Genomic DNA, 23,754 nt, shown 5'->3' on the forward strand with positions numbered 1-23,754 from the left:
GCGCTACTCAAACATGAAGCTGCCGCCCGCGCGATGCGTGTGCGCCAGAATACGCCGCGAATACACGATCCGCACCGGAATCAGCATCGGCTCGCTCAGCAGCGCCTGAAGGCTGACGTACAGCACTTCGCCCATCGCCAACGGCTGCTCGGTCAGCAGGCCGATGCCCGACTCGGAAAGGTCGGTCGCCCAGCCGTGACAGATCAGCTCGAACGACTGGCTGAACGGGAACCCCACCGTGCCGGGCTTCTCGCCGTCGAGTTGCATCCGCGGCGGCGCTTCGCCGCGCGGCGTGCCGATGAGCACCGGGGCCTGCACCGCCCATCGGCGCAGTCGGCGTTCGTCATCGGGATTATGCAGTCCCTCGGCTTGAATTTCGTCAAGCAGGCGAAACAGGCGGTCGCGCAACGCTTCGCCGCCGTTACCGGGCGCTGACTGGTTCGTATCGTTCCTCGCAGGCATGTTCATTGCAGCACTTCCATGATTCACCCCCCTGACCCGAACGCCCCCCCTGCCGACACTAGCCGTGAAAAAGCTGTGTAAACCCTTGGACCCGCCAGCGGACCGCCCCCACCCCTATCGACCAGATCCACCGCCTGCTTTTGCGCCCCTGCCCCAGGCGCATCAAACAAGGGAGATTCCTACACTTGGTGCATGAAGCTCACCGCCCCCCAACGCGTGCCGCTGGACCTGACGCACCCGCGTGTGATGGGCATTCTCAACGTCACGCCTGACAGCTTCTCGGACGGCAAGGCGTACGACGGCGTTGAGGCGGCCGTGTCTCATGGCATTGCCATGGCCGACGAGGGTGCGATGGTCATCGATGTGGGTGGCGAGTCCACCCGCCCCGGCGCGAAGCGCGTTTCCGCCGCGGAGCAGCGCAAGCGCGTCGTCGACGTGATCCGCCGACTGCGCATCGACCTTAACGAATACCACCCGGACGTTTGGATCAGCGTCGACACGACGCTCACAGCCGTCGCCGAGCCTGCCTTGCGCGCCGGGGCATCATTGATCAACGACATCTCCGCCGGGCGGGAAGACCCTGCCATGTTCGACCTCGCCGCGGCGCAAAGCGTGCCCATCGTGCTCATGCACATGCAGGGCACGCCCGAAACCATGCAGCGCAACCCGCGCTACAACGACGTCGTCGCGGAAGTGCAGGCCTTCCTGCTCGAACGTGCCGACGACGCCGCCGCTGCGGGCCTGACCCGCGAGCAGATCGTCATCGACCCGGGCGTGGGCTTCGGCAAAACGGTGGACCACAACCTTCGCCTGCTCGCCAGCCTGGCTGACTTCGTCGCGACCGGTCACCCGGTGATGCTCGGCGCCAGTCGCAAGGGCTTCATCGGCAAGGTCGCCGAGTCCACCACCCAGCAGGCCAAGGACCGCGTCGGCGGCACATGCGCCACCACCACCCTCGGCGTCTGGGCCGGCGTGAGCCTCTTCCGCGTTCACGATGTCCGCCCCAACCTCCAGGCCGCCCAGGTCACCGCCGCGATCCGCCTCGCCCAACAAAACACCGGCGCCGCAAGCTAGCCCAACCATGCCATTTCGCGCATCACCATTTAGCCTTAGCCGCGGTGCTCGCACTGCGCTCTTCCCCGCGCTCACTTCAGTCCTGTGATCTCAAACCTACTCACCGCGCAACCGCGCCGACGCCGCATGCGCGTCCAACCCCTCGGCGTCGGCCATGCGGGCAACATGATCAATCGCTCGCTTCGGCATGCCCTGGCGATACGCGACCGTGCCCGTGCGTTTGAGAAAGGTGTAGCAACTGATGCCACTGGTGAAGCGGGCGGTCGTGCCGGTGGGCAGGCAGTGGCTGGGGCCGGCGTAGTAGTCGCCCGCCGCGACGGGCGTCGTGTCGCCGAGGAACACTTCGCCCGCGTGACGAACCTCTTTAAGCATCGCATCCGGGTCGGCCACCGCCAGGTTCAAGTGCTCGCACGCAATTTCGTTCGCAACCGCCACCGCCTGCGATGCGTCGGCGACAAGCACGGCACACGAGTCTTGCGTCAGCGCCTTTTCAATCGCGGCGACACGCTTCCGCTCGCGCAGCTGCTTTTCAATCTGCGACTGCACATCGTCGAGCACGGCAGGCGACCAGGCAACGAGAAAACACTTGCCCGGGTCATGCTCGGCCTGGGCGATAAGGTCCGCAGCAACACGCGCGGGGTTGGCGGACGCGTCGGCAATGGTGACGATCTCGCTCGGCCCATAGAACCCGCCATCCGTGCCGGTGACGCCGGCGACCTGGGCCTTGGCGAGCTGAACGAAGACGTTGCCCGGCCCGGCGATCATGTCGACCGGCTCAACCGAGGCCGTGCCATGAGCCAGCGCCGCGACGCCTTGCGCCCCGCCGATGCGGTAAACGCGCGTGATGCCGAGCAGGTGAGCGGTCGCGAGCACGATGGGGGAGATGTCGCCGACCGCCTGATCGCCGGTGCGCGTCGGCGGCGGGCTCATTACGGCAATGCGATCCGGCGCGACACCCGCGACCTGCGCGGGCACTGCCAGCATGATGAGCGTCGAGAAAAGCACAGCCGTGCCGCCGGGCACGCACAGCCCGACGCTGTCGACAGGCGTAAAACGCAAGCCAAGCTCCGCGCCGCCAAGCTCAATCGGCTTGGGATCGCGCGGCAGGATGTGCTCCTGATATTCGCGCACCTGCTTGATCGCCGACGCGATGGCCTCGCGCAGTTCAGGGTCAAGCTCGCGCACCGCCGATGCAAGCTCGGTCGGCTGTACGCGAATGCGGTCGGCAGTGAACTGCGGGTCGGTCCACTTCTGCATGTACCGAACCAGCGCCGCGTCGCCTTCGTTGGCAACGTCGGCCACCACACGCTCGACCGTCGCGGCGGCATCGCTGCTGGAGGAAGCGGTCGCGCGCAAGCGGGCAAGGCATTGATCGTAGCCTTGCCGACCGAGATCCGTGCTGAGGTCAAATCGAGGGAGCATGGGGACAGTTTCTGGTTTGTGGTTGTACGTTTCGGGTTGGAAAAGCCCACGGACTCAGTCCGTGGGCTTTGATCGGATTGAAGTCGAGACAGTTTAGCTGTTCGATGCCCGCCGTACGAACAGGCCGCCACGCCGCTGGATCGCGCCGCGAATTTCAAGCATGGTCAGGTCGGCCTGGATCGTCTGCACCGGCAGGCCCGTGTGAGCTGCCACCTGGTCAAGCGAACATGGCTCGGCGAGCACTTTGACGATGCTCGTCTGCGTGTCGGTAAGGTTACGCTCGAACAACGACCCGTTGTTGTCCGCCGTCGCATCCGCGCTCGCGTCAGATTCCGACGGCGCATCCTCGTCGTTGAGGTTGGCTTTGATCAACTGACCCGCCTCGCCGAGGCCGTCGAGGATGTCCGCGGCGTTCGTTACAAGCGTGGCCCAGCCTTCGCGGATCATCTTGTGGCAGCCTTCCGACGCCGGCGAGTCGACGCGGCCGGGCAGGACGAGCAACTCCCGGCCGTGCTCTTCGACACACAGCCGAGCGGTGATGAGCGCCCCGCTGCGACGCGCCGCCTCAACCACGAGCACGCCCAGCGACAGGCCGGAGACGATGCGGTTGCGACGGGGGAAGTTTTCGGCAGTGGGCGGCGTCTGCGTGGGAAACTCGCTGATGACCGCACCATGCTCGCCGTCGCTGGCGACGATCTCGGCAAAGAGGTCGATGTGCTCTTTCGGGTAAGGCTTCGCAAGCCCCGAGCCGAGCACCGCGATGGTGCGCCCTTTCGCTCGCAACGCGCCGCGATGCGACGCCGCGTCAATGCCATACGCCCCACCGCTGACGATGCACAGCCCGGCTTCGGCACACTGGTAGCTGAGTCGCTCTGCCTGCTCGCGGCCGTAGTGCGTGCATCGCCTTGAACCGACCACGCCCAGCGCAAGCGCATCATCATCGCGCAACCGCCCACGCACCCAAAGCAGCGGCGGCGGGTCGGGAATGTGCTTGAGCAAGCGCGGGTAGCTCGCGTCGTTGATGCCCAGCAGCGCGACGCCTGCCTTGTCGACCTGCTCCAGTTCGCGATCCACCGCATCGCCTGCGAGCGTGTCTGCGAGCGCCGCGGCGAGCTTCGAACTCGTCTTGCCCGGGCCGATGCCCTGCACGCGAGCGAGCTTGTCCGCGGTAACGCCGAGCGCCGCCTCGGCCGAGCCGAACGCTTCGATACATCGATTAACGCGCGTGGGCCCGAAGCCCGGCGTGAGCAGCAGGGTCAACAATGCACGTCGCGGAGCATCAGGCATGAAGCGAGTTTAGCAAAGTTGAGCGTGTTCTTTACGCCAAGTCGCCAAGAAGCCAAGGCGCCAAGAAGAGAGAGCAGAGTACACGACCAATACATAGAAGTGGGATTCAGTCACAAATGCCACGGATCAGACAAAAGATTCAGATTCCGTGATTTCAATTTTCACTTTTCTATGTCCGTGCGTTTCCGTGACGCTCCCCCCCTTCCTTGCCTTGTTCTTGGCGTCTTGGCGTCTTGGCGTTGTTACGTTATGACGCCGCCGCGACGGAGATAAAAAAAGCCCGTCCCGGTACCTGACCAAGACGGGCCGTAGGGTCAAAATGTTGGAGCTGCGGTAAGGTTTGTCAGCTCCGTCGAGCAGTCTACCACAGCTCACTCCTGCGACTGCTACAACAACAGGAAGATACCACTGGACCACCTCCTTGACAGAAGACTTCCTTCCAGCCGTCACCGTCTGGAGCCGATCTCAAGGTGGCCCGCCTGCCAAGCAGCTCGGCAGTGCGTCGCACCCAGATCGGGCAGCGGCCGCCGGACTCTTACCGCCTCGCGACGTCTCACGAGGCCCATCGCCCGCCAGCGTGGTCTGTGCCAGGGAGTTCTTCATGCCACCCTGTCACCTGGTTGCCGACGGTCGGCCGAGTGAGCTTGCCGGGGTGGGATCGCAAGGGTTTTCCTCGCGTCCGCCCCAGTGCCTGCTCGGCAAAGCTATTATCGAATACAAACGCCGAAGGTCAATAGAAATCTCACGAAAAATCGCCCGTCCTGTCCAGAATCGTCGAGCCGATTCGTCCATCTCCACACCGCAGCGCAGGTGCGATATAATGATCTATTCGCCCTGAAAGGGGGAGTGAATCACCCATGCTGTGGCAACCACCATTACCCGAACGCTACGCCAAACTTTCCGACGCGGAGTTGGCCCGCGCGATCCAGGCGCGCAAGGCCGAGCTCGGCTCGGATCTGATCATCCTCGGCCATCACTACCAGCAGGACGAAGTCGTCCAGTTTGCCGACTTCACCGGCGACAGCTTCAAGCTCAGCCAGGAAGCCGCCGAGCGCGTCAAGCAGGCCGGCGCGAAGTACGTCGTCTTCTGCGGCGTGCACTTCATGGCCGAGTCGGCCGACATCCTCACACCCGACGACGTCGCCGTCGTGCTGCCGGACCTCAGCGCGGGCTGCTCCATGGCGGACATGGCCGACTACGACCAGACGGTCGATGCGTGGCGCGACATTCACGAAGCCATCGCAGGCACGAACACACGCGTCATCCCGATCACCTACATGAACTCCTCCGCCGCGATCAAGTCGTTCGTCGGCGAGCACGGCGGCGCGGTGTGCACCTCCAGCAACGCCGACAAAGTCTTGCGATGGGCCCTCGCAGGCGGCGATGAACCGTTGGCGTCGGGGCAACAGGTCAAGATCATTTTCCTGCCCGACCAGCACCTCGGCCGAAACACCGCAGCGGCGCTGGGCTACGACGTGCAGCGCGACATGGCGCTTTGGGACCCCCGCCATCCCGACGGCTTCGGCGGACTCGATGACGAAACCATTCAACGCGCGACGTTCCTTTTGTGGAAGGGGCATTGCTCGGTGCACAAGCTGTTTCGGCCGGAGCATGTCGAGCAGATTCGCGCCAAGTGGCCGGACGTGACGGTGATGGTGCACCCCGAATGCGATCACGAAGTGGTCAAGCTCGCCGACCGCACGGGTTCGACCGAGGGGATCATCCAGGCGATCGAGAGCGCGCCCGCCGGCAGCCGATGGGCCATCGGCACGGAGGTGCACCTGGTGAACCGTCTCGCGAAGCAGGCCGAGCAGCGCGGCGTCACCGCCCGCATTCTCAGCGACTGCCAATGCCTGTGCACAACGATGTTCCGCATCAACATGCCGCAGTTGCTCTGGACGCTCGACCAGCTCGCCAGCGGGAAAGTGGTCAATCAGATCAAGGTGCACCCCACGGTGCAGAAGTGGTCGCTGGTCGCGTTGGACCGCATGCTGGCGATCACGGGCAAGACGCCTTCGTCCAGCGCCGCTAGCGCCGCCACGGCGTGAACGGTGTGAGAAGATGCGCTACCTCGCGCAGCTCGGCTACAATGATGGTGGAACGGTTGTCCACTTCTGCGTGAGGTGCAGTATGTCCAACACCGATGACATGATCGTCGTTTACGAAGCCGGCAGTCTCGCCGAGGCGCAGTTGCTCAGCGACCGCCTCGCGTCGGCCGACATCAGCAACCATGTTGCCAACGTGGACAGCCCGTTCGACGGCCTGGTGGCAGGGCATCAGACCGTGCCCGTGCGCGTGCTCTCGCACGACGCGGAGCGTGCAAGGCAGATCGTGGATGAATTCATGAACGAGCACGCGGACTGACGACGCGTGGCGATCACACCGCGCCGACCATCTCACCATTTAGCCGCGTCGCTTGCGACGCGCTCTTCTGCGTTATGAGTCCGCCACGAAGGTCGACACCCGCCGCTCGCGGTTCGCAATACGCTTGAGCGCGTGATTCACGCCTTGGCAAATCTCACTCGGCCAGACTACTCCCGCGGTCACTTTCGATAAGCTTCATCAATATGTCCGGCTCCGGACGCAGCACCGTATTGCGGTGTTCTAGCGTCCTCTCGACACGCTTCGATTTGCCAACGACCCGGCGACGCGTCGTAGTCAGGCGCGTCTGACCCCGAACAGTAATACCGACCAGTCGACCGTCGGCCAGCATGATCGGTCCGCCGCTGTCGCCGTGACCAATCGGGACATCGTGCTGAATGAATCGAAATACGAACTCACCCGCTGCGCACGCCTCGCGGTTAACCGCCGTCGTGATCTCGTTCAACCGACCCCCCGAAGCGATTGGCGGCCAGAAACCCGTCCCACCCATTCCCACCAATGGGGTCTCGACCTGCAATTCCTCCTCCACAGCCCATTCCGCGGCCACTTCCAACGTCAACGGCGCATGGATAATGGCCAGATCCAGCACACCATCCGCCAAGTAGTCACCCTCGGCCCCTCGCCATACTACTCGAACAGGCGCAATCACAGCCTCGCCCGTGTGCCAACTCATCACGTATATCGGTTCGGGCAAAAGGTTCACGACATGCGCAGCCGTCAGAAAATATCCATCCGCCGTCAGGGGAACAGCCAGCCCCTGGCCGTACGTGCCGGAGCCGTCCGCAGACTCAAACCGCGTCCCGTTTTCATCAACCACCGGCACCAAGTTCCCGGCCAATCGAAACGTGAGCGCCCGCAGATGCGTTTCCAACGGCACGCCATCCACCGTCCTTGACGCCAGTTCCTCAAAGGATGCGGCCCGCTCGTCTGGGCTCGGCGCAGGAGGATGCTGCACATCATGCCATCGACAGCCGGCCAACCCCAGCATAGCGCTCGCCAGGGCCACAACCATCAATCGCAAAGCTGTTTCGCCTGCCATAGGGTGTCCCCCTTTAACGCTGCTCCGGCCGGGCTGCCCCCCTTCACGCCGCGTCGCTGGTTTCCAGCACCGGCTTGCCGTCGATCGTCACGCCCTGCAACTGCGCCAGCGGGCCGTGCGGCTTTTTCGCTTCCTCATCGAGCTTGCGCTTCGCGGAGGGGTTGGCGTATTTATTGAACAGGGTCGCTTTCGCGGTCGCCCAGAAGCCGCCAAAGCTGCTGAACGTGTGGTTGACCGCCGACGACTCGTAGCCGCAGTGGACCATGCACTGCTGGCAGGACGGGTTGCCGGACGCTCGGCCGTAGTTGCTCCAGTCCGTCTCGTCGATCATTTCCTGGAACGTGTCCGCGTAGCCGTCCTGCAACAGGTAGCAAGGCTTCTGCCAGCCGAAGAGGTTGTACGTCGGCATGCCCCAGGGGATGCATTCGTAGTCGCGCTTGCCCATGAGAAACTCAAGGTAAAGCGGGCTCTGGTTGAACTGCCACCGCTTCTTGCGGTTGGAGAAGATCATCTCGAACAGCTCGGTCGTCTTCTTCCGCTCGCGCAAAAAGCTCTGCTGGTCGGGCGCTTTGGGGTACGCATAGCCGGGGCTGACCATCATGCCCTCGACGCCGACGTCCATCATTTCATCAAAGAACTGGCGAACCGAGTTGGGGTCGGCCCCGTCGAACAGCGTTGTGTTCGTCGTCACGCGGAAGCCGCGCTCGACGGCCATGCGGATGCCGACCATCGCCTTTTCATACGTGCCTTCACGGCAGACCGCGAAGTCGTGGTGCTCTTCCTGGCCGTCCATGTGCACGCTGAACGTGAGGTACTTGCTCGGCGTAAACAGGTCGAGCTTTTTCTCCAGCAGCAGCGCGTTCGTGCACATGTACACGTACTTCTTCCGCGCGACGAGGCCTTCGACGATCTCTTTGATCTGCGGATGCAGCAGCGGCTCGCCGCCGGGGATCGACACCATCGGGGCGCCGCATTCGTCCGCCGCCTGGAAGCATTGCTCGGGCGTGAGGTTCTGCTTAAGGATGTGCGGCGGGTATTGGATCTTCCCGCAGCCGGCGCAGGACAGATTGCAACGGAAAAGCGGCTCGAGCATCAGCACCAGCGGATAGTGCTTATTGCCCTTGAGTCGCTGCTTGATGACGTAACTCGCCACGGTCCACATCTGTGAGATCGGCACGGCCATGCTGTTCCAACTCCCTGTCTGGTCTGGGTGACGGCGCGGAATCCCCCCGCCGCGTGCTGCACACTATCTGCCCGCCGTCGGCCGGGCAAGTCGCCACGCGCCCGAGAGTCACGCCGACCGCGAACGCTTTGCCCCCGACGGATGGAATATCATGCGACACCATTGGGTTTGTCCGCATACAGTAAAAGGGCGACCCGACAGACGTGCCCAAGCGAAAGCCGTTGCATGACCCGTACCACCCTCGCCGCGCCGTCCCTTGTCTCGCAATCGGCCGAGCGGGTCGTTCACATGGTCGGCCTGGGCACGCACCACCCGCCGGGCCTGGTCCGGCAGGCCGAGTCCGCCGAGATCGCCACCCAGCGCTGCTGCGACAACGACGAGCAGGCCCACTGGCTGCATCGCGTGTACGAGCAGAGCACGATCGAGCGTCGGCACATCGTCGTCATGGACGACGGCCGAGCGGCGCATGACGCGTTCTACCCGCCTCGCCGATCGCCCGACGATCGCGGGCCCGGCGTGCAGCAGCGCATGCAGGCGTACGCCCGCTTCGCCCCACCGCTGGCCAGCGCCGCCGCCCGGCGAGCTCTCGCGCAAGCAGGCGTGCGACCGGCCGACGTCCGCCAACTCGTCACCGTCTCGTGCACCGGCTTCGCAGCGCCGGGGCTGGACATGCGATTGATCGAACTGCTCGGCCTGTCGCCGAGCGTCGGCCGAACCGCCATCGGCTTCATGGGCTGTCACGGCGCGGTCAACGGCCTGCGCGTCGCGCGAGCGCTCGCACACGAACACCCCGGCGAACCCGTGCTGCTGTGCGCCGTCGAGCTGTGCTCGATGCACTTTCAATACGGACATCACCGCCAGCGCATCATCGCCAATGCGCTGTTCGCCGACGGCGCCGCGGCCTGCGTGTTGCAGGCAAGCGATCACGAATCAGCAACGCCCGCCGCTACGCGAGCGCCCAACCCCGCGCCGGCGCAGTGGTCGGTCGTCGACACCACCTCATGCCTCCTGCCGAACACGCAAGGCGTCATGACCTGGACCATCGGCGAGCACGGCTTTCGCATGACCCTCTCGCCACGCGTGCCGGCGCTGGTCAAACGACACCTGCGCGACTTCCTCCAACCGTGGTTGGCCGAGCATGGGCTCGCTGTGGCAGACGTCGGGCAATGGGCGGTGCACCCCGGCGGCCCGCGCGTGCTTGATGCGGTCGAACAGGCGCTCGACCTGCCCGCCTCGGCGATGGCCGCGTCGCGCGACGTGTTGCGCGACTACGGCAACATGTCTTCGCCAACGGTGTTGTTCATTATCGAACGTTTGCCTTGCGTCGCGGGCGATGGCCCTTGCGTCGTGCTCGCCTTCGGGCCCGGGCTGATGATCGAAGCGGCATTGCTCATGCCTACATCACCACCGACGCCAGCGGGATAAGCTGCATCACCAGCTCGTCGCGCGTGTAGCTTTTCGAAAGGTCGATCGGCAACGCCATGCCATGCTCATGGTCCGACGCGAGCACGAGCATCGTCTCGCCTTCCTCGTCGTAGCCCATGTCCGCAGGCTGATGCCCCATCACGAACACGGTCGCGTCCCACGCCTGGGCCAGTTCGTCCGCGATCTTCTGGTTGTGATGCCGACCCCACACCATGTGATACGCCGGGCCGTCGATCGCCACGTCTTCCGCCGTCGGCACGCGATCGAGCACGGTCTTGTCAAACGTCTCGATCTTGCGCGGCGAAGGCAGGCTATGCGAACAGAACACGCCGTTGGCGCAACGAACCGCCAACGGCAGCGAACGGATGTACTCGTTCATCGCATCGCGTACCGCGTCGGCCTGATCGCCATAGAGAAAATCGACGCCTTGATCGAACGCATCAACCACACTCACGCCATGCTTGGAGATGCCTTCGCCGCCGAGCTGGGCGAGGTCGTGGTTGGCCATCAGCGGGATCACCTGCTTGGGATATTCCAGTTGCAAAGCGACCGCGCGGGCGAGGGTGCGGATGGACAGGTCGCGGCCGTTGATTCGGCCGGGCCCGTGAATTACTTCGTGCAACACGAGGTAACGGTCCGAGCCGCGGTGCAGGCGGGCAAGTTTCCACAAACGCTGGAAATTCAGGCCATGGTCATGCAGGTCGCCGGTCATCAGCAGTCGGCCGCGCCTGGGCAGATGGACCACCGCGCCCTTGCGGTCGGGGTGTTCGAGGTTGGCTTTGGCGGCGCGTTGGAACAGGTCGATGATGACGTCGGCGTCCTGAAGATTCAGGTCGCTGCCGGGCGGGGCGGGCTGGCTGGGGGGCGTGCCGGTGTCAGATGTCATGGCAAGAGTATCGCCGGGGGGTGAGCGGATGACAAGGTGCTGGGCCGTGATAGGTTTCGGGTGCCACGGCTTTTAAGCCGTGCGCTGCACAACCCGGCACGGCTTGAAAGCCGTGGTACCCGATCAAAACAGCCACTACGTGGTGTTGTGAGATTCACCTGTGAAACGCAATCATTCTTTCGGATGTTCCGACGGGTCCCAACGGAAGTCGATGTCTTTGTCCTTGTGGTACGTCTTCGCGGCGAGGCGGACGCAGGCCCAGCAGATCGCCCCTTCGGGGTTTCGGCCGGGCAGGTTGCCAGGCGACGGATGCACCCACCATCGCGTGCCCGGCTGATGCTCTTGCAGACACATTGTGCATGTAAACGCATCTTCCGCCGGCTCGCCTTGCGCCAGCGCGAGGTTCAGGCAGTCCAGGCAGAGCACCGAGCCTTTGTGTCCCTCGACCATGGCGCGCTCTTCGTCCCAGTCCACGCCACAGAAGTCACAAGAAATCACAATGCCGCCATCTTCATTTCGTTGCATATTGGTTGCCAATCAAGGTTGGTTGTCGTCAATCAGGATGGTCGTGCAGAAGGTACTGGATCTGGATCACCACATGCGGGTCAGCGGCGTCGATCTGCTCGCCCTCAGCTCGCCAACGGTACAGGCTCGTGAGGATCGTGCCATCCCAGTCGGCGTAGCCTGTGCTGCGGACGACCTCCGCGCGATCGACACTGCCTTGTGCGTTGAAGTAGATCCGCACCGTCGGATTGCGCGGAAACGCCGTCCGCAACGACGCGCGAAGCTGCGGGCGGGCCGTGCGGATTTCGATGCCCGGGCCGACGATCACACGGCCGGTGCGCCACTCCAACTCGCGCGGGTCGAGCTGCGTCGCGTCCGCTTCGGCATCGCTTCGCGGCGCTGCGGTCGGTCGGGCGTCAGGCGAGGCCGACGCGGCGTCCGCCTGCTGCGCGGACTCGGCCGGTGCACGGTCAGGCTCCGCGACCTCATCCGTCGGCTGAGCCTCGGGGTCGGGCGGGGGCAACTCGCCCACCGCGTCAAACTCGGGCAACGCGGGCGGCTCGGCTTCGGGCTCCATGTCCAGAGGCGGCTCGTCGAGTTCCGCCAGTTCCGCTGGCTCGGCCGACGCGTCGTCCGCGGCCGTGGGCGCGGGCGGCGTCGGGTTCATCTCCAGCGGCGCTTCGTCGGCCGGGTCCACCTCCTGCTGCAACGCAGGCTGCTCGGTGGTCGCTCGCGGCGCGACCAGCTCGCGATAGTCGTCGTATGAAATCCACGCCACGCTGGGCGTTCGCGACTCCGGCCGACCGAGCTCCACGTCCCGCTCAGGCAACGGCCGATCCACCGTCGGCTCACGCCCACGATCCGCCGCCGCCGTCGGCCGACCCGCCAGCGACAACAGCGTCGGCCACGCCAGCACACCCGCGTGCACCAGCACCGCCACCGCTGCACAAATCACCAGCACACGGTTCGACCCACGCCCACTCATGGCCCACCCCCGCCCCCGGATGCGCCACCACCCGCGCCACCGCCGCCGCCGGGCTCACCCACGATGACAAAGTCGTACAGCCCGGCCCGCTGCACGCGATTAATCAACGCCACCAGCATCGGCCCGCGGTCGACAGCCGGGCCCGCCGCGGCGTCGCCATCGAGCGTCGACTCCATCGCCAGGAACAGTCGCGGCGGGTCGTCCGCTTCCGCCAGTTCGCTTAGCCGACTGTCGAGCGTGTCGTTGTCGACCGGCTCGCGGTTGAGGTAGATCTGGCCCGCGCGGTCGATGGTGATCGCTTTCACCGTGCCCGTCTGCGCCGCTTCGCCCGTGCCGACCGGCACGAGTTCGACCGGCAGCACCTCCGCGCGCACCATCACCAGCAGGCTGTAGATGAAAAACGTCAGCAGGAGGAAGATGACGTCGAGCATCGGCAGCATTTCCACGCGCGGAGTGAGGTCGTGTCGGCGAACGTGAAGGCGTTGTCTCATCAACTCCATGGTAGCCCGCGATCGGCCGATGTTGCAGGGCCGAGCCATCGCTAGCCGAAAGTAATTACAAAGGTTTTACTGATCGACCCTTGACGAATGCTGCGCGGACCCGACAATCGATGCTGTCGAGCCGCGGTCACGGGGCCGGGCCGGAACGCATCTTTCACCTGCGAGGGGTTCGAACGCCTCCAAGATTGGGGAACACACACCATGACCGACCAACCAAACGAACCAGGCAATATGCCGCCAAACGAAGACCCCACCACGCCGCCGATCGACGGAGGCGACGCCATTCCGCCGACGCCGGATGAAAAGAACATGGCGCTGGTCGCTCACCTGCTGGGCATTCTGCTGAGCGTCATCGGCCCGTTGATCATCTGGCTGATCAAGAAAGACGATTCCAAGTTCGTCGACGATCAAGGCAAGGAAGCGTTGAACTTCCAGATCACGATTCTGATCGCCTACCTGATCAGCTCCGTGCTGACGACGGTGCTCATCGGCTGCCTGCTGCTGCCGATCGTGATCATCGTCAACATTGTCTTCTGCATCATCGCCGCGATGAAGTCCAAGGAAGGCATCCGCTATCGCTACCCGTTCGCGCTGCGGCTGATCAGCTGATTCGCATGCCCATCCAAACGAATAACCGCAAAACCCGGAGACGCGCGTCTCCGGGTTTTGTTTTGCGCGCTGCGGCAGATTTGAGTGGGAGGGGTGATCGATGGCGAAGCCCACGGCGTGACGCCGTGGGCTTCAACCGCACCCGAGAATCATGCTCGATCCGTATTACCCCACCCGTTCCGGTTTCAGCTCACGTGTCATCAACTGGCTGATCGCTTCCAGCGGGTCGAGGCCTTCGAACAGCACCTGATGGATCGCAGCGGTGATGGGCATCTCCACGCGATACTTTTCCGCGAGGGTGACGACGGCCTTGGTGGTGGGCACGCCTTCGACGACGCCGGGGATTTCTTCGAGCACCTCGGCGAGCTTTTTACCCTTGCCCAGCGCTTCGCCACAGGTGCGGTTTCGGCCGGTGGGCGAGAAGCAGGTGGTGGCGAGGTCGCCCACGCCGGCGATGCCGAAGAAGGTTTCCTGCGATGCGCCCATCGCGACGCCGAGGCGGGTGATCTCCGCCAGGCCGCGCGAGAGCAAGGCGCTCTTGGCGTTATTGCCCGCCTGCAAGCCGTCGAGGATGCCCGCCGCGAGGGCGATCACATTCTTCGTCGCGCCCGCCAGTTCGACGCCGAGCAGGTCCTTGTTTGTGTAGACGCGGAACCAGTGGGTCGTGAAGGTTTGTTGGAGCAATTCAGCGAAGGCGAGGTCATCCGACGCCGCGCAGACGGTCGCGGGGAGGCAGCGTGCCAACTCGCTGGCGACCGACGGGCCGGAGATGCTCGCCATCGGCCGAGCAGGTTTATCCGGATCGTCAGTGGACTTGTGCAGTACGTCGGCAATGATCTGCGTCGGGCGGAGCATGGTGTCCTGCTCGATGCCCTTGGCCACGGAAGCCACGGGTACGTTATCGGGCAGATGCTCAGCGAGGCGGGCCCAGACGGGGCGAATGTATTGCGTGGGGATGGCATTGACCACAAGGTCGGCGTCGCGAAAGGCTCCTGTGTCATCCGCGGTTAAGCGAACCGCCTCAGGTAGCCGATATCCGGGCAGGTAGCGGGTGTTTTCCCGCGTCTGGATCAGCTCGGCGACGTGGTCGGCGAATGGGCCCCAGACCGTGACCTTGAAGCCTCGGCTTTCGAGCAGGAGGGCACAGACGGTCGCCATCGAGCCGTCGCCGATGATGCTGATACGTTCCGGGGCGTTGGGAGCGGGGTTGTTCTGGGAAGGCATGGGCGTCCTGGCGCTGGGGTGATACTTACCTAGGTGGAAGTCGGCCACACGTTGGCGGCGGATCACCCCAATTGTGGCGGGTATGGCCTGCCGAGGCAAGGCGGCGAAGGTTGCCAGACGGGTTGTCGTTTGACGGGACTCGTTACTGCAAGGTAGCTTGCAGCCCCAGTACGCCGACCGATCCGGGTGGATTGGGCTGGTTGAACGCATGCGGATGTCGCGTCGCGGAGTCGGATCCTGATTCAGGAGCGCGTTGTGGAAACAAGTCATCGGACGTTGGAACGACCCTTGCGACGTGTATGGCGGTGGTCGCTGTTTGGCTTGCTGGCCGTGGTGCTGGTGGGCTGCGAGGTGGACTCGTTCTTCGACCAGTCCGTGGTGGGCCGGTGGGAGCGGACGCCGGTGACGCTGCCGATCCTCGATCGGCTTGACGTGATCGACGAGCAGGCGGGCCAGCGGCTCGACGTGACCGGCGTGCAGGCCGAAGACCTCGTGCCGGACGTGCGCGAATACGTCGTGGGCTCGGGCGACCTGATTACCGTGACCATTTTCGAACTGATCCGCCCCGGCGAAGACGCGGTGCAGACCCGGCGTATCGACGAAGTCGGCCGCTTTCGGCTGCCGATCGTCGGCGCGGTGCGGGCGTCGAACATGACCCCCACCGAGCTTGAGCAGCACATCAGCGAAGTGCTCGAATCCGAAGGCGTGCTTCGTAACGCCGAGGTGAGCGTGATCGTGCAGGAGGCCCGGCAGAGCACGTTCAGCGTGCTGGGCGAGCCGGCGCAGGGCGGCACGGCCGTGGGCACGTACACCATTCCCAAACCCGACTTCCGACTGCTGGACGCACTGGCCATGGCACGCGGCGTGCCGGGGCGAACCAAGCGTCTGCTGATCTACCGCCAGTCGCCTTTGACCGACGAGGTCGCCGGCGTGGTGCGTGACCGCGACGATGAAAACGGCGAGAACGGCGATCCGGGCGAGGCCCAGCAAGACGATCCGGCGGATCTGATCGACGAACTGCTGCGTGGCGAAGACCGCGACACCAACCGTAGCGTCAACGGCCAGCCCGAGCGTCGCGAGGCGCCGCGCGGCATCGACGACGGCCTGGGGACGGACGAAGGCCGCGCACCCTGGGTATACGTCGGCAGCGAATGGGTCCGGGCCGACAGCCCCGCCGCCCGCGCCGGCCGACGAACGAGCGACCGTGACGACCTCGCCGCTCTCAGCGAGATGATCACCCAGCGCATCATCGAGATCCCCTACGACCGCCTGCTCGAAGGCGACATGCGCTACAACATCGTCATCCGCCCCGGCGACGTCATCCGCGTGCCCGCACCCACGGCCGGCTTCGTCTACATCATGGGCGAAATCAACCGCCCCGGCGCGTACGTCGTGCCGGGTGAAAACGACCTGACGCTCAAGCAGCTGATCGCCTCGGGCGGCAACCTCGGCCCGCTGGCCGTGCCCGAACGCGTCGACCTGACGCGTCGCGTGGGCACCAGCCAGGAAGCGACCGTTCGGCTGAACCTGCGAGCTATCTTCAACGGCACGGAGCCCGACCTCTTCCTCAAGCCCAACGACATCGTCAACATCGGCACGAGCTTCTGGGCACAGCCGCTGGCGATCTTCCGCAACGGCTTCCGGGTGACGTACGGCTTCGGGTTCCTGCTCGACCGCAACTTCGGCCCGGACGTTTTCGACTAAAAACAGCATCGGACGCACGCTCGCGGCTGACCGCCGTCAGCATCGCTACCGATCACCTGGTTTAACCCCGAGCCCGCGCCACCCGGCGCGGGCTTTTCGTTTCCGACGGGGAATAGCCCTAAACGTCCACCGAGGGAAAACCGATACAAACTAAGTCTGCAACATGGTTTGCCTTCGACTCGCCGGCGATAATCCGGCTCGGCCCCGTTGTCGGCGGTTGCTGCGGACAGGTCCATCGGCGACAATGGTCGGGCTATGGCGCCCAGTCGGCATAACTGCGCCGAAGCCGGAAAACCTGCGGCGTCCAGAGTAGAACGGTTGAACCTGGCCCCTCGTTGTGGCGTAGGATCTACTTCTGCCAAGGGTGGTTCTCTCCCCTGGCGACAGACATCTTGCCGGCCGAGCCGGCGACCCAGGGGGACGGGGCGACCCGAGCCGAATTCATGTTGGCCTGGCAGGAGGGCGAAGCCGAACCGGTATGACCAGCACGACGCTGACTAATCTCGACCGCAGCCAGACTGCACGGCCGCTGATCTCACCCGCCGGGTGGGTCTGGCTGATCGCATTGGGCCTGCTTTTCGCCCTGTTCCACTACGTCTTCCTTCGGCGAACCATGCTGTTCGCGTTGAATGACAACAACTGGTCCCACGCGATGATCGTGCCGCTGATCAGCGGCTATTTCATCTACCAGCATCGCCAACGCCTTCAGGCCATCCCTGCCAAAGTCTGCTGGTGGGGCTTGCCCATCCTCTTCGTCGGCCTCGCGGGCTACGCGATGGGCATCTACCCCGTCCGCAACGATATGGCCCAGGGCTATGCCATGATCGTGGGGCTGTTCGGCCTCGTGCTGTTCCTGCTGGGCACGGGCATGATGCGCGTGCTCTGGTTCCCCATCCTCTACCTCGTGTTCGCGGTCAAGGTCTCCGACCGGATCTGGGAGCAGGTCGCGTTCCAGCTCCAGCAGATCGCCGCGGTCGGGGCGACGTTCGCGCTCCAGTTTTTCACGCCGTTCATCGACGGCTTCCACATCGACTACCGCGGCTCGACGATCGAGCTGACCTACCGTGGCGAGACCAACCCGCTGAACGTCGCCGAGGCCTGCTCGGGGCTGCGGATGCTGATGGCCTTCCTCGCGCTGGGCACAGCCATGGCGTTCCTGTTCGACCGCCCCTGGTGGCAACGGATTGTCATGGTGAGCATGGCCGTGCCGATCGCCGTGCTCGTGAACATCGGGCGCGTGACCGCCATCGGCCTGCTCTATCTGATCGACCCCGGCTACGCGCAAGGCGACTTCCACACCTTCGTGGGCATGCTGATGCTCATCCCGGCGGCGCTGCTGTTCCTGCTGCTGGGCTGGATCATGGACAAGATCGTCATCCAGGACGAGTCGCCTGCCGACGAGACGGCAGCCACGACATCGCCTGCTGCCAAGGCCCCGGCGCCCCATGCCATGTCCGCCACGGCGGAGGGCGACCTCGGGCTGTTTCGCCGACATGCCGGCCTGATCGGCCGCTTTGTCGGACTGGGCATTCTGCTGGCCGGCGGTGCGGTGACGATCTACATCGGCGGGCTCATGGGCATACGGCCGGACCTGATCGCCGAGGGGTTGTCGCCGTGGGTGGGCTACGTCGTCGGCGGTGCGGCATTGATCGGCGTGGTCGTATTGAGCCTCTTCCTGCCGCGCTGGATGCCGGGGCAGGACAACCGCGCGGGCCTGTTGCGATTCACCGCGGCGGCGGCGCTGGTGGCCGGCGTGCTGGCGGCCTCGCTGGTGGGCCAGCAGACGGTGCTGGCGATGACCCAGGCGGTGCTTTTCAAAGAGGCCGTGCCGCTGCGTCACCGACTGATTCACGTGCCGGACCACCTCGGGCCCTGGCAGCTCGTGCGTGAAGACCCGCCGTTGAGCCGGGAGATGATCGAGGAGCTGGGCACGGATACGTACCTCAGCCGTTGGTACCAGGACACGAGTTGGAACGACGACCAGCCGGGCGGGATCATCCGTCTGCACGTGGCGTACTACACGGGCACGGTGGACACCGTGCCGCACGTCCCCGAGCGGTGCTTCGTCGCCGGCGGACTGGAGCATCGCGGGCGCGGTCTGACGATGCTGGATCTGCCAGGCGACCGTTTCGAAGCGGACCCGGTGCATGGCGGTTATCTGCACCCGGCCAGCATTGAGCCGATGGTGCGGATCCCCGAGCGGAATTTCCGTGCGACCTATTTCACGTTCGCCGCGCCGAACCGGCAGGACCAACAAGAAAACGTGATCTACTTTTTCGTCGCCAATGGCAAGTACCTGGCCACGCCGGACGAGGTACGCATTGAAGGCTTCAATCCGCGTGACCGATACAGCTACTACTTCAAGGTCGAGCTTCAGATGCACCAGGTAGGTGACCGGGAACTAGCCAGCGAACGCGCGGCAGCGTTTCTGGAACACGCGATGCCGGAGTTGATGGCCTGCCTGCCGGATTGGGTCGATGTGACCGAAGGCCGATATCCAGTGGATGATCGACGTAGCTCGACAACCGCTGCTCAGGATCAACCCGCGTCGGCGTTGCCGTAACCCTGGCGAATGTGACGGAGAACTAAGTCGATGGCCGCACGTGTCAACACCAAATTTGTCTTCATGCTCAGCGCCGCGCTGATCCTTCTGGTCGGCGGGGTCGGCGCCTACTGGTTCATGTTCGTCCACCGCGATCCGGAGGAAATGATCCAGCGCGGCGACCAGGCCTTCGCCGCCCAACAGTATGACGAAGCGGTCGAACAGTACGGCCGGGCGCTGCGCCGTCGCTCGAACGACACGAACCTGCTCGAAAAATACATCGCCGCACTCGAAATCGCGCCGGTCGAAACCGAGCTGCTCGCACAGCGATACGCCGGCCAACTTCAGGAATCGCACCGCCTGGTCAGCGAACAACGACGCGACGATCCGGAAGCGCTCGAGCAATACTACGGCCTGCTCTGGCAGCTGGCGCGAGACAATCTCGCCTCCCATTCACGCATCTACACGCTCAGCGACCGCCGCCTCGCGGACGACCCGGACAACGTGGTCGCCCGGGGCTATCGCGGTATGACCCAGACCCGTCGCCTTACCCTCGACCGCTCGCGTGCCGATCAGCTACAGGCCCGCGAAGATCTTGAGTTCGCCCTCGAACGCCGGCCCAACGACACGGAACTGATGCACCACCTGGCGCTGTGGAAGCTGTTCGAAGCGAACCGGCTGGACAGGCCGGCGGGCAACCGCGAGCAGGCCGCCAACCTGCGGGCCGAGGCGGTCGCCTTGTCGCAGCAGATGCTCGAACACGCCCCGGACGATCGGCAGCGACAGGCGCTGCATCTGCGGCTACTGCTCGATCCGACGATCAACGAACAGGAGCAGGCCCGGCCCGTGCTCGATGCGCTCGAAGCACAGCTGCTGGAAGACCCCCAGCCGCGACATGTCGTGCTCGCTACGGTGGACATGCTCGTCCGCTCGGACCGCACGCCGGTTGAAGGCACGAACCGGACGCAAGGCGTGATGCGGGCGACGCAACTGCTGGAAGCCGCGACGCAGGCGTACCCCGACGAAGCGGTCTATCGCCTGACGTTGGGGCGATACATGGTCGCCCTCGGTGAACGTGACGAAGCACTCGACCAATTCGAACGAACGCGGCAGACCGCTCAACGAGCGCCGGCGCTAGCGTTTCTGCGCTGGCAGCAGGCCGGCACGGAGGCGGCGATCCAGCAGGCGGACCTGCTGATCGGGCGTATCCCGCAAGCCGAGTCCGACCAGCAGCGCGAAGCCCTGCGGCAAGAGGTGAATCAAATCCTCGAGCCGGTCCGCGAACGCGTGCCCGATGCACCGTCGCTCGCGTTGCTCGATGGCAAGCTCGCCCTGCTCGACGGTGAACTCGGCCAGGCCGCGATCATCTTCGACCAGGCCTCGGAGCGATACGACCATCGCAACCCCGAACCGCTGCGGCTGGCTGCCCACGCGCATCGGCGTCAAGGCGACTGGGGCGCCGCCGCCGAGCGACTGGAACAGCTGCTCACGCTGCAGCCCGGCCGTGTCGACACGCATGTCGAGTTGGCGGACATCTACCTCAGCGGCGGCCAGACCGAGCAAGCCCAGCAACGGCTGGATGCCGTGCTCAACGAAGTGCCCGATCACCCGCAGGCGCTTCGCCTGAAGGCCCGCCTGCTCAGCCAGCAAGGCGCGTCGGATGAAGCGATCGACATTTACCGCAGCCTGGAGAACCTTGACGACGGCCAGGCCGTGATGGAACTGGTGCAGCTTTACCTGCGGTCCGACCAGCAAGGCGAAGCCGTAACGCTGCTGAATCGTCGACTTGAAGCGGCGCCCAACGACCTGCGTGCACTTCAGGCATTGCTTGCCCTCAATGACGATGTCGCCGAGGCCGAGCAACTGTTCGAAGCGGCGCTCGCCGACGGCGCGAGCGAGCAAGCAGTCAGTCGGTTGCGTCGCCTGTACGCCGGTGAAGAGATCTCCGTTGACGAAGCCATGGAAGAAGCGATCGCGGCCCGCGAGGACCCGATCGAGCGAGCGCTGCTGCGGGCCGAGATCGCCCGCCGGCGGGGTGACATGGACCAGTTCCGCGCCGCGTTGGACGAAGCGGAACAGATCGACCGGCACCACCCGCGTGTGGTCGAGATGCAGTTTGACGTAGCACTGGCCAACGAAGACTGGGAGCGTGCCCAGCGATACGCGCAGGCGGGGCGCGACCGCAACCTTGACCTGGCGGAGGGTGAGTTTTACCGCGGTCGATTGGCGGCGGCGCGGGGCGAGTTCCGCACGGCGGTGGCGCACCTGCGGCGGGGCCTCTCCGCTCGGCCGGTCTACTCGGATGGATGGCGGTATCTCGGCGACGCCCAACGACTGAACCGCGACCTGGACGACGCGGCCGACGCGTATCGGCGTGCGGTCGAGCAGCGGCCGAACAATGTGCCGGCCCTGCGCGGCCTGGCGGCGGTGCACGACGGCCGCGGCGAGCATGATGCCGCGCTGAGCCGACTGCGCGAAGCGCTTCAGCATCAGGGCAACGATCCGCAACTGCTTGAACAGTACCTGCAATACGAGCAACAGCACGGCGACGTGCGGCAGGCAATTGCGTTGCGCCGGCAACTCGCGGAGCTTGCCAGCGATCAGTACGACAACCGCCGAACGCTTGCAGTGCTGCTGGCCCGCGCCGGCGAAGCGGACGAAGCCATCACCACCGCCGAGGCGTTGATCGAAGACGAAGGCGAAACGCGCACGAACGTCGCGCTGCTCGCCGAGGTGCACCGACTGGCGGACGATGCGGCGACCGGGCTGGCGACACTGGAAAATTACATCGCCCAGCGTGGCGATGAGCAATCGTCGGCCGACCAACGGCTGCTGGCCCGCTACAAGCTGTCGATCAACGACGGCGAAGGCGCGGTGGCCGCCTACGAACAGGCCATCGCGTTGGACGACGACCCGCAGCAGCCCGCCAAGCGCGAGTTCGCCGACCTGCTGTTCGACCGTGGCGTGTTTGCCGAGGCGTTGCCGTTCTATCAGAGCCTGCACGAATCGATGCCGGAGGACACGGTTGTCGCGCTTCGGCTTGCCGAAACGCACATCCAACTGGGCAACCCGGAGCATGCCGAGGCCATCCTCGCCGACGCGCCGGAGAGCGCGGAGCGATGGGCGCTGCAAGCGATCGTGGCGCGGGCGGGCGGCGACTTGGCGGGGGCGCGGCAGGCGATTGACCGCGCGATCGGCCGCAGCGATGCCAACGCGCTGCTTTATGTCGAGCGGGCGCGCATTCGAATTGAAGGCGAAGACGATCGGACCGCCGCGGCGTCGGACCTGCGTGAGGCGCTGCGCCTTTCGCCGGCGCTGCTGCCGGCCCGTCAGATGCTGGTGCAGTTGCAGTTGGGGCGCGGCGACACGGCCGCGGCCCAGCGAGAGCTTCGCACGATGCTCAGCCAGGCGCCGCAGCATCGGGCCAGCCGACTGCTGCTGCTTGAGTTGTACGTCAATGACGGTGAGTATCGCGCGGCGGACAGTCTCGCCGCCGAGGGCCAGCAGCTTTCGCCGCAGGACCCGACGTGGCCTCGCTTGCGTGCGCAGGTGGCGGCGCAGGCGGGCGAGACGTCCGCGGCGGTGGGCCACTGGCGTAATGTGTTGGCCGTGTCCGCGAACGCGTCGCATCTGGCGGGGATGGTGAGCTTCCTGCTGGAGCAGGAGATGTACACCGAAGCGTTGAACGTATTAGGTGAGCACGAATCGTTGCTGTCGCAGTTCGCGATGCTCGAAGCGTTGCGCGGCCGGGCGCTGGCGGGCACGGGTCAGAACGATGCGGCCGAGGCTGCATTCGCCGCCGCACTGGGCGCGGCGCAGAACCCGGGCCAACTCGGTTCGGTGGCGGCGTCGATGATGCAGACGTGGGACGCGAGCGGCGCGATCGATCGGCTACAGACGCTGGAGTCGGACTTGTCGCCGGTGAAGCGTCAGCTCGCCGCGGCGCAGATTGAAATTGCTTCCGGCCAGTATGAGCAGGCGTCCGACCGCTTACAGACGATGACTTCCGAACTGGAGCAGGCTGAGCAGCCGGTGCGTGTGTTTGGCATGCAGTTGCTGGCGACGGCATTGCATCAAGGCGGGGCTCATGCCGAGGCACGACAGGTTTACGAGCAGGTGCTCGAAGCGGCGCCCGAAGACGTGGCGGCGTTGAACAACCTGGCGTTTCTGCTGGCCACGCAGTTGGGCGAGCCGGAATCGGCCCTTCCGCTGGCCGAACGTGCAACGGAGCTGGCACCACAGAACGCCCGCGTGCTCGACACACTGGGCTGGACACAGTACAAGATGGGCCTCCACGAGCAGGCCCGCGCGACGCTCGAGCAAGCTCTGGCCATCGAACCGTTGGCACCGACGTATCTGCATCTGGGTACGTTGCATCACGAATTGGGCAATACCGAGCAGGCGCAGGAACTGCTCACCGAAGCCGTCACCCTGGCTGAGCGATCGGGCGATCAAACATCGCTGGAGCAGGCCAACGAATTGCTGGCCCGGATTGCCGGCTCGAATTGATCCGTAACGAACAAGAC

Annotated in this window: 18 protein-coding genes; 8 read left to right on the forward strand and 10 right to left on the reverse strand. The window is 64.9% G+C overall.

The window, feature by feature from the left end:
- Nucleotides 1-3: 3 nt before the first annotated feature.
- Nucleotides 4-468, reverse strand: coding sequence for a hypothetical protein (locus ACERK3_00410; GenBank protein ID MFA9476742.1), 465 nt, complete (start codon nucleotides 466-468; stop codon nucleotides 4-6).
- Between the two features lie 186 nt (nucleotides 469-654).
- On the opposite strand from ACERK3_00410, the gene folP reads away from it, so the two are divergent.
- Nucleotides 655-1,536, forward strand: a complete 882-nt coding sequence (gene folP / locus ACERK3_00415) for a dihydropteroate synthase (protein MFA9476743.1) — start codon at nucleotides 655-657, stop codon at nucleotides 1,534-1,536.
- A 96-nt stretch (nucleotides 1,537-1,632) separates the two neighbouring features.
- Here folP and hisD read toward each other — a convergent pair whose 3' ends face one another.
- Together hisD and dprA are read right to left on the reverse strand one after the other, a co-directional pair.
- A complete protein-coding gene (hisD, locus tag ACERK3_00420) occupies nucleotides 1,633-2,958 on the reverse strand; it encodes a histidinol dehydrogenase (protein ID MFA9476744.1) in 1,326 nt (441 codons plus the stop codon).
- 93 nt (nucleotides 2,959-3,051) lie between these two features.
- Nucleotides 3,052-4,245, reverse strand: coding sequence for a DNA-processing protein DprA (gene dprA / locus ACERK3_00425; protein MFA9476745.1), 1,194 nt, complete (start codon nucleotides 4,243-4,245; stop codon nucleotides 3,052-3,054).
- Between the two features lie 857 nt (nucleotides 4,246-5,102).
- Here dprA and nadA point away from each other — a divergent pair.
- A complete protein-coding gene (nadA, locus tag ACERK3_00430) occupies nucleotides 5,103-6,293 on the forward strand; it encodes a quinolinate synthase NadA (GenBank protein MFA9476746.1) in 1,191 nt (396 codons plus the stop codon).
- A gap of 82 nt (nucleotides 6,294-6,375) precedes the next feature.
- A complete protein-coding gene (locus ACERK3_00435) occupies nucleotides 6,376-6,609 on the forward strand; it encodes a putative signal transducing protein (protein ID MFA9476747.1) in 234 nt (77 codons plus the stop codon).
- A 154-nt stretch (nucleotides 6,610-6,763) separates the two neighbouring features.
- Here the strand turns inward: ACERK3_00435 and ACERK3_00440 are convergent, their stop codons facing one another.
- Nucleotides 6,764-7,666: a serine protease gene (locus ACERK3_00440; GenBank protein MFA9476748.1), complete on the reverse strand. Its 903-nt coding sequence runs from the start codon at nucleotides 7,664-7,666 to the stop codon at nucleotides 6,764-6,766.
- Nucleotides 7,667-7,709: 43 nt separating this feature from the next.
- The gene (hpnH, locus tag ACERK3_00445; GenBank protein MFA9476749.1) at nucleotides 7,710-8,849 is read right to left on the reverse strand and encodes an adenosyl-hopene transferase HpnH; all 1,140 of its coding nucleotides are present in this window, start codon (nucleotides 8,847-8,849) and stop codon (nucleotides 7,710-7,712) included.
- A 225-nt stretch (nucleotides 8,850-9,074) separates the two neighbouring features.
- Between hpnH and ACERK3_00450 the strand changes: the two genes are divergently transcribed.
- Nucleotides 9,075-10,274 carry a type III polyketide synthase gene (locus ACERK3_00450; protein MFA9476750.1) on the forward strand — a complete coding sequence of 400 codons (1,200 nt, stop codon included), beginning with the start codon at nucleotides 9,075-9,077 and terminating at the stop codon, nucleotides 10,272-10,274.
- Here ACERK3_00450 and ACERK3_00455 read toward each other — a convergent pair.
- The 4 genes from ACERK3_00455 to ACERK3_00470 form a co-directional block, all read right to left on the reverse strand.
- Nucleotides 10,246-11,160 (reverse strand): metallophosphoesterase, encoded by a 915-nt coding sequence (locus ACERK3_00455; protein MFA9476751.1) that lies wholly within the window; start codon nucleotides 11,158-11,160, stop codon nucleotides 10,246-10,248. The genes ACERK3_00450 and ACERK3_00455 overlap by 29 nt on opposite strands.
- 171 nt (nucleotides 11,161-11,331) lie before the next feature.
- A complete protein-coding gene (locus ACERK3_00460; GenBank protein ID MFA9476752.1) occupies nucleotides 11,332-11,685 on the reverse strand; it encodes a hypothetical protein in 354 nt (117 codons plus the stop codon).
- Nucleotides 11,686-11,713: 28 nt separating this feature from the next.
- Entirely contained in the window at nucleotides 11,714-12,649 is a 936-nt protein-coding gene (locus ACERK3_00465; GenBank protein ID MFA9476753.1) for a TonB family protein, read from the reverse strand.
- Nucleotides 12,646-13,140, reverse strand: a complete 495-nt coding sequence (locus tag ACERK3_00470) for an ExbD/TolR family protein (GenBank protein ID MFA9476754.1) — start codon at nucleotides 13,138-13,140, stop codon at nucleotides 12,646-12,648. Before ACERK3_00470 ends, ACERK3_00465 begins: the two co-directional genes overlap by 4 nt.
- A gap of 318 nt (nucleotides 13,141-13,458) precedes the next feature.
- Here ACERK3_00470 and ACERK3_00475 point away from each other — a divergent pair, with 318 nt between their 5' ends.
- On the forward strand, nucleotides 13,459-13,758 hold the full coding sequence (locus ACERK3_00475) for a DUF4870 domain-containing protein (protein MFA9476755.1): 300 nt from the start codon (nucleotides 13,459-13,461) through the stop codon (nucleotides 13,756-13,758).
- A gap of 165 nt (nucleotides 13,759-13,923) precedes the next feature.
- On the opposite strand, the gene ACERK3_00480 is transcribed toward ACERK3_00475, so the two are convergent.
- Nucleotides 13,924-14,982 (reverse strand): NAD(P)H-dependent glycerol-3-phosphate dehydrogenase, encoded by a 1,059-nt coding sequence (locus tag ACERK3_00480; protein MFA9476756.1) that lies wholly within the window; start codon nucleotides 14,980-14,982, stop codon nucleotides 13,924-13,926.
- A 288-nt stretch (nucleotides 14,983-15,270) separates the two neighbouring features.
- Here ACERK3_00480 and ACERK3_00485 point away from each other — a divergent pair, with 288 nt between their 5' ends.
- From ACERK3_00485 to ACERK3_00495, 3 genes are all read left to right on the forward strand, one after another.
- Entirely contained in the window at nucleotides 15,271-16,686 is a 1,416-nt protein-coding gene (locus tag ACERK3_00485) for a polysaccharide biosynthesis/export family protein (protein MFA9476757.1), read from the forward strand.
- Nucleotides 16,687-17,164: 478 nt separating this feature from the next.
- Nucleotides 17,165-19,249 (forward strand): exosortase/archaeosortase family protein, encoded by a 2,085-nt coding sequence (locus ACERK3_00490; protein MFA9476758.1) that lies wholly within the window; start codon nucleotides 17,165-17,167, stop codon nucleotides 19,247-19,249.
- A 30-nt stretch (nucleotides 19,250-19,279) separates the two neighbouring features.
- Complete coding sequence (locus ACERK3_00495) at nucleotides 19,280-23,737, forward strand: tetratricopeptide repeat protein (GenBank protein ID MFA9476759.1); 4,458 nt, start codon at nucleotides 19,280-19,282, stop codon at nucleotides 23,735-23,737.
- The last annotated feature ends 17 nt before the right edge of the window (nucleotides 23,738-23,754 follow it).

The sequence above is a fragment of the Phycisphaerales bacterium AB-hyl4 genome, from assembly GCA_041821185.1.
Lineage (GTDB): Bacteria > Planctomycetota > Phycisphaerae > Phycisphaerales > Phycisphaeraceae > Natronomicrosphaera > Natronomicrosphaera hydrolytica.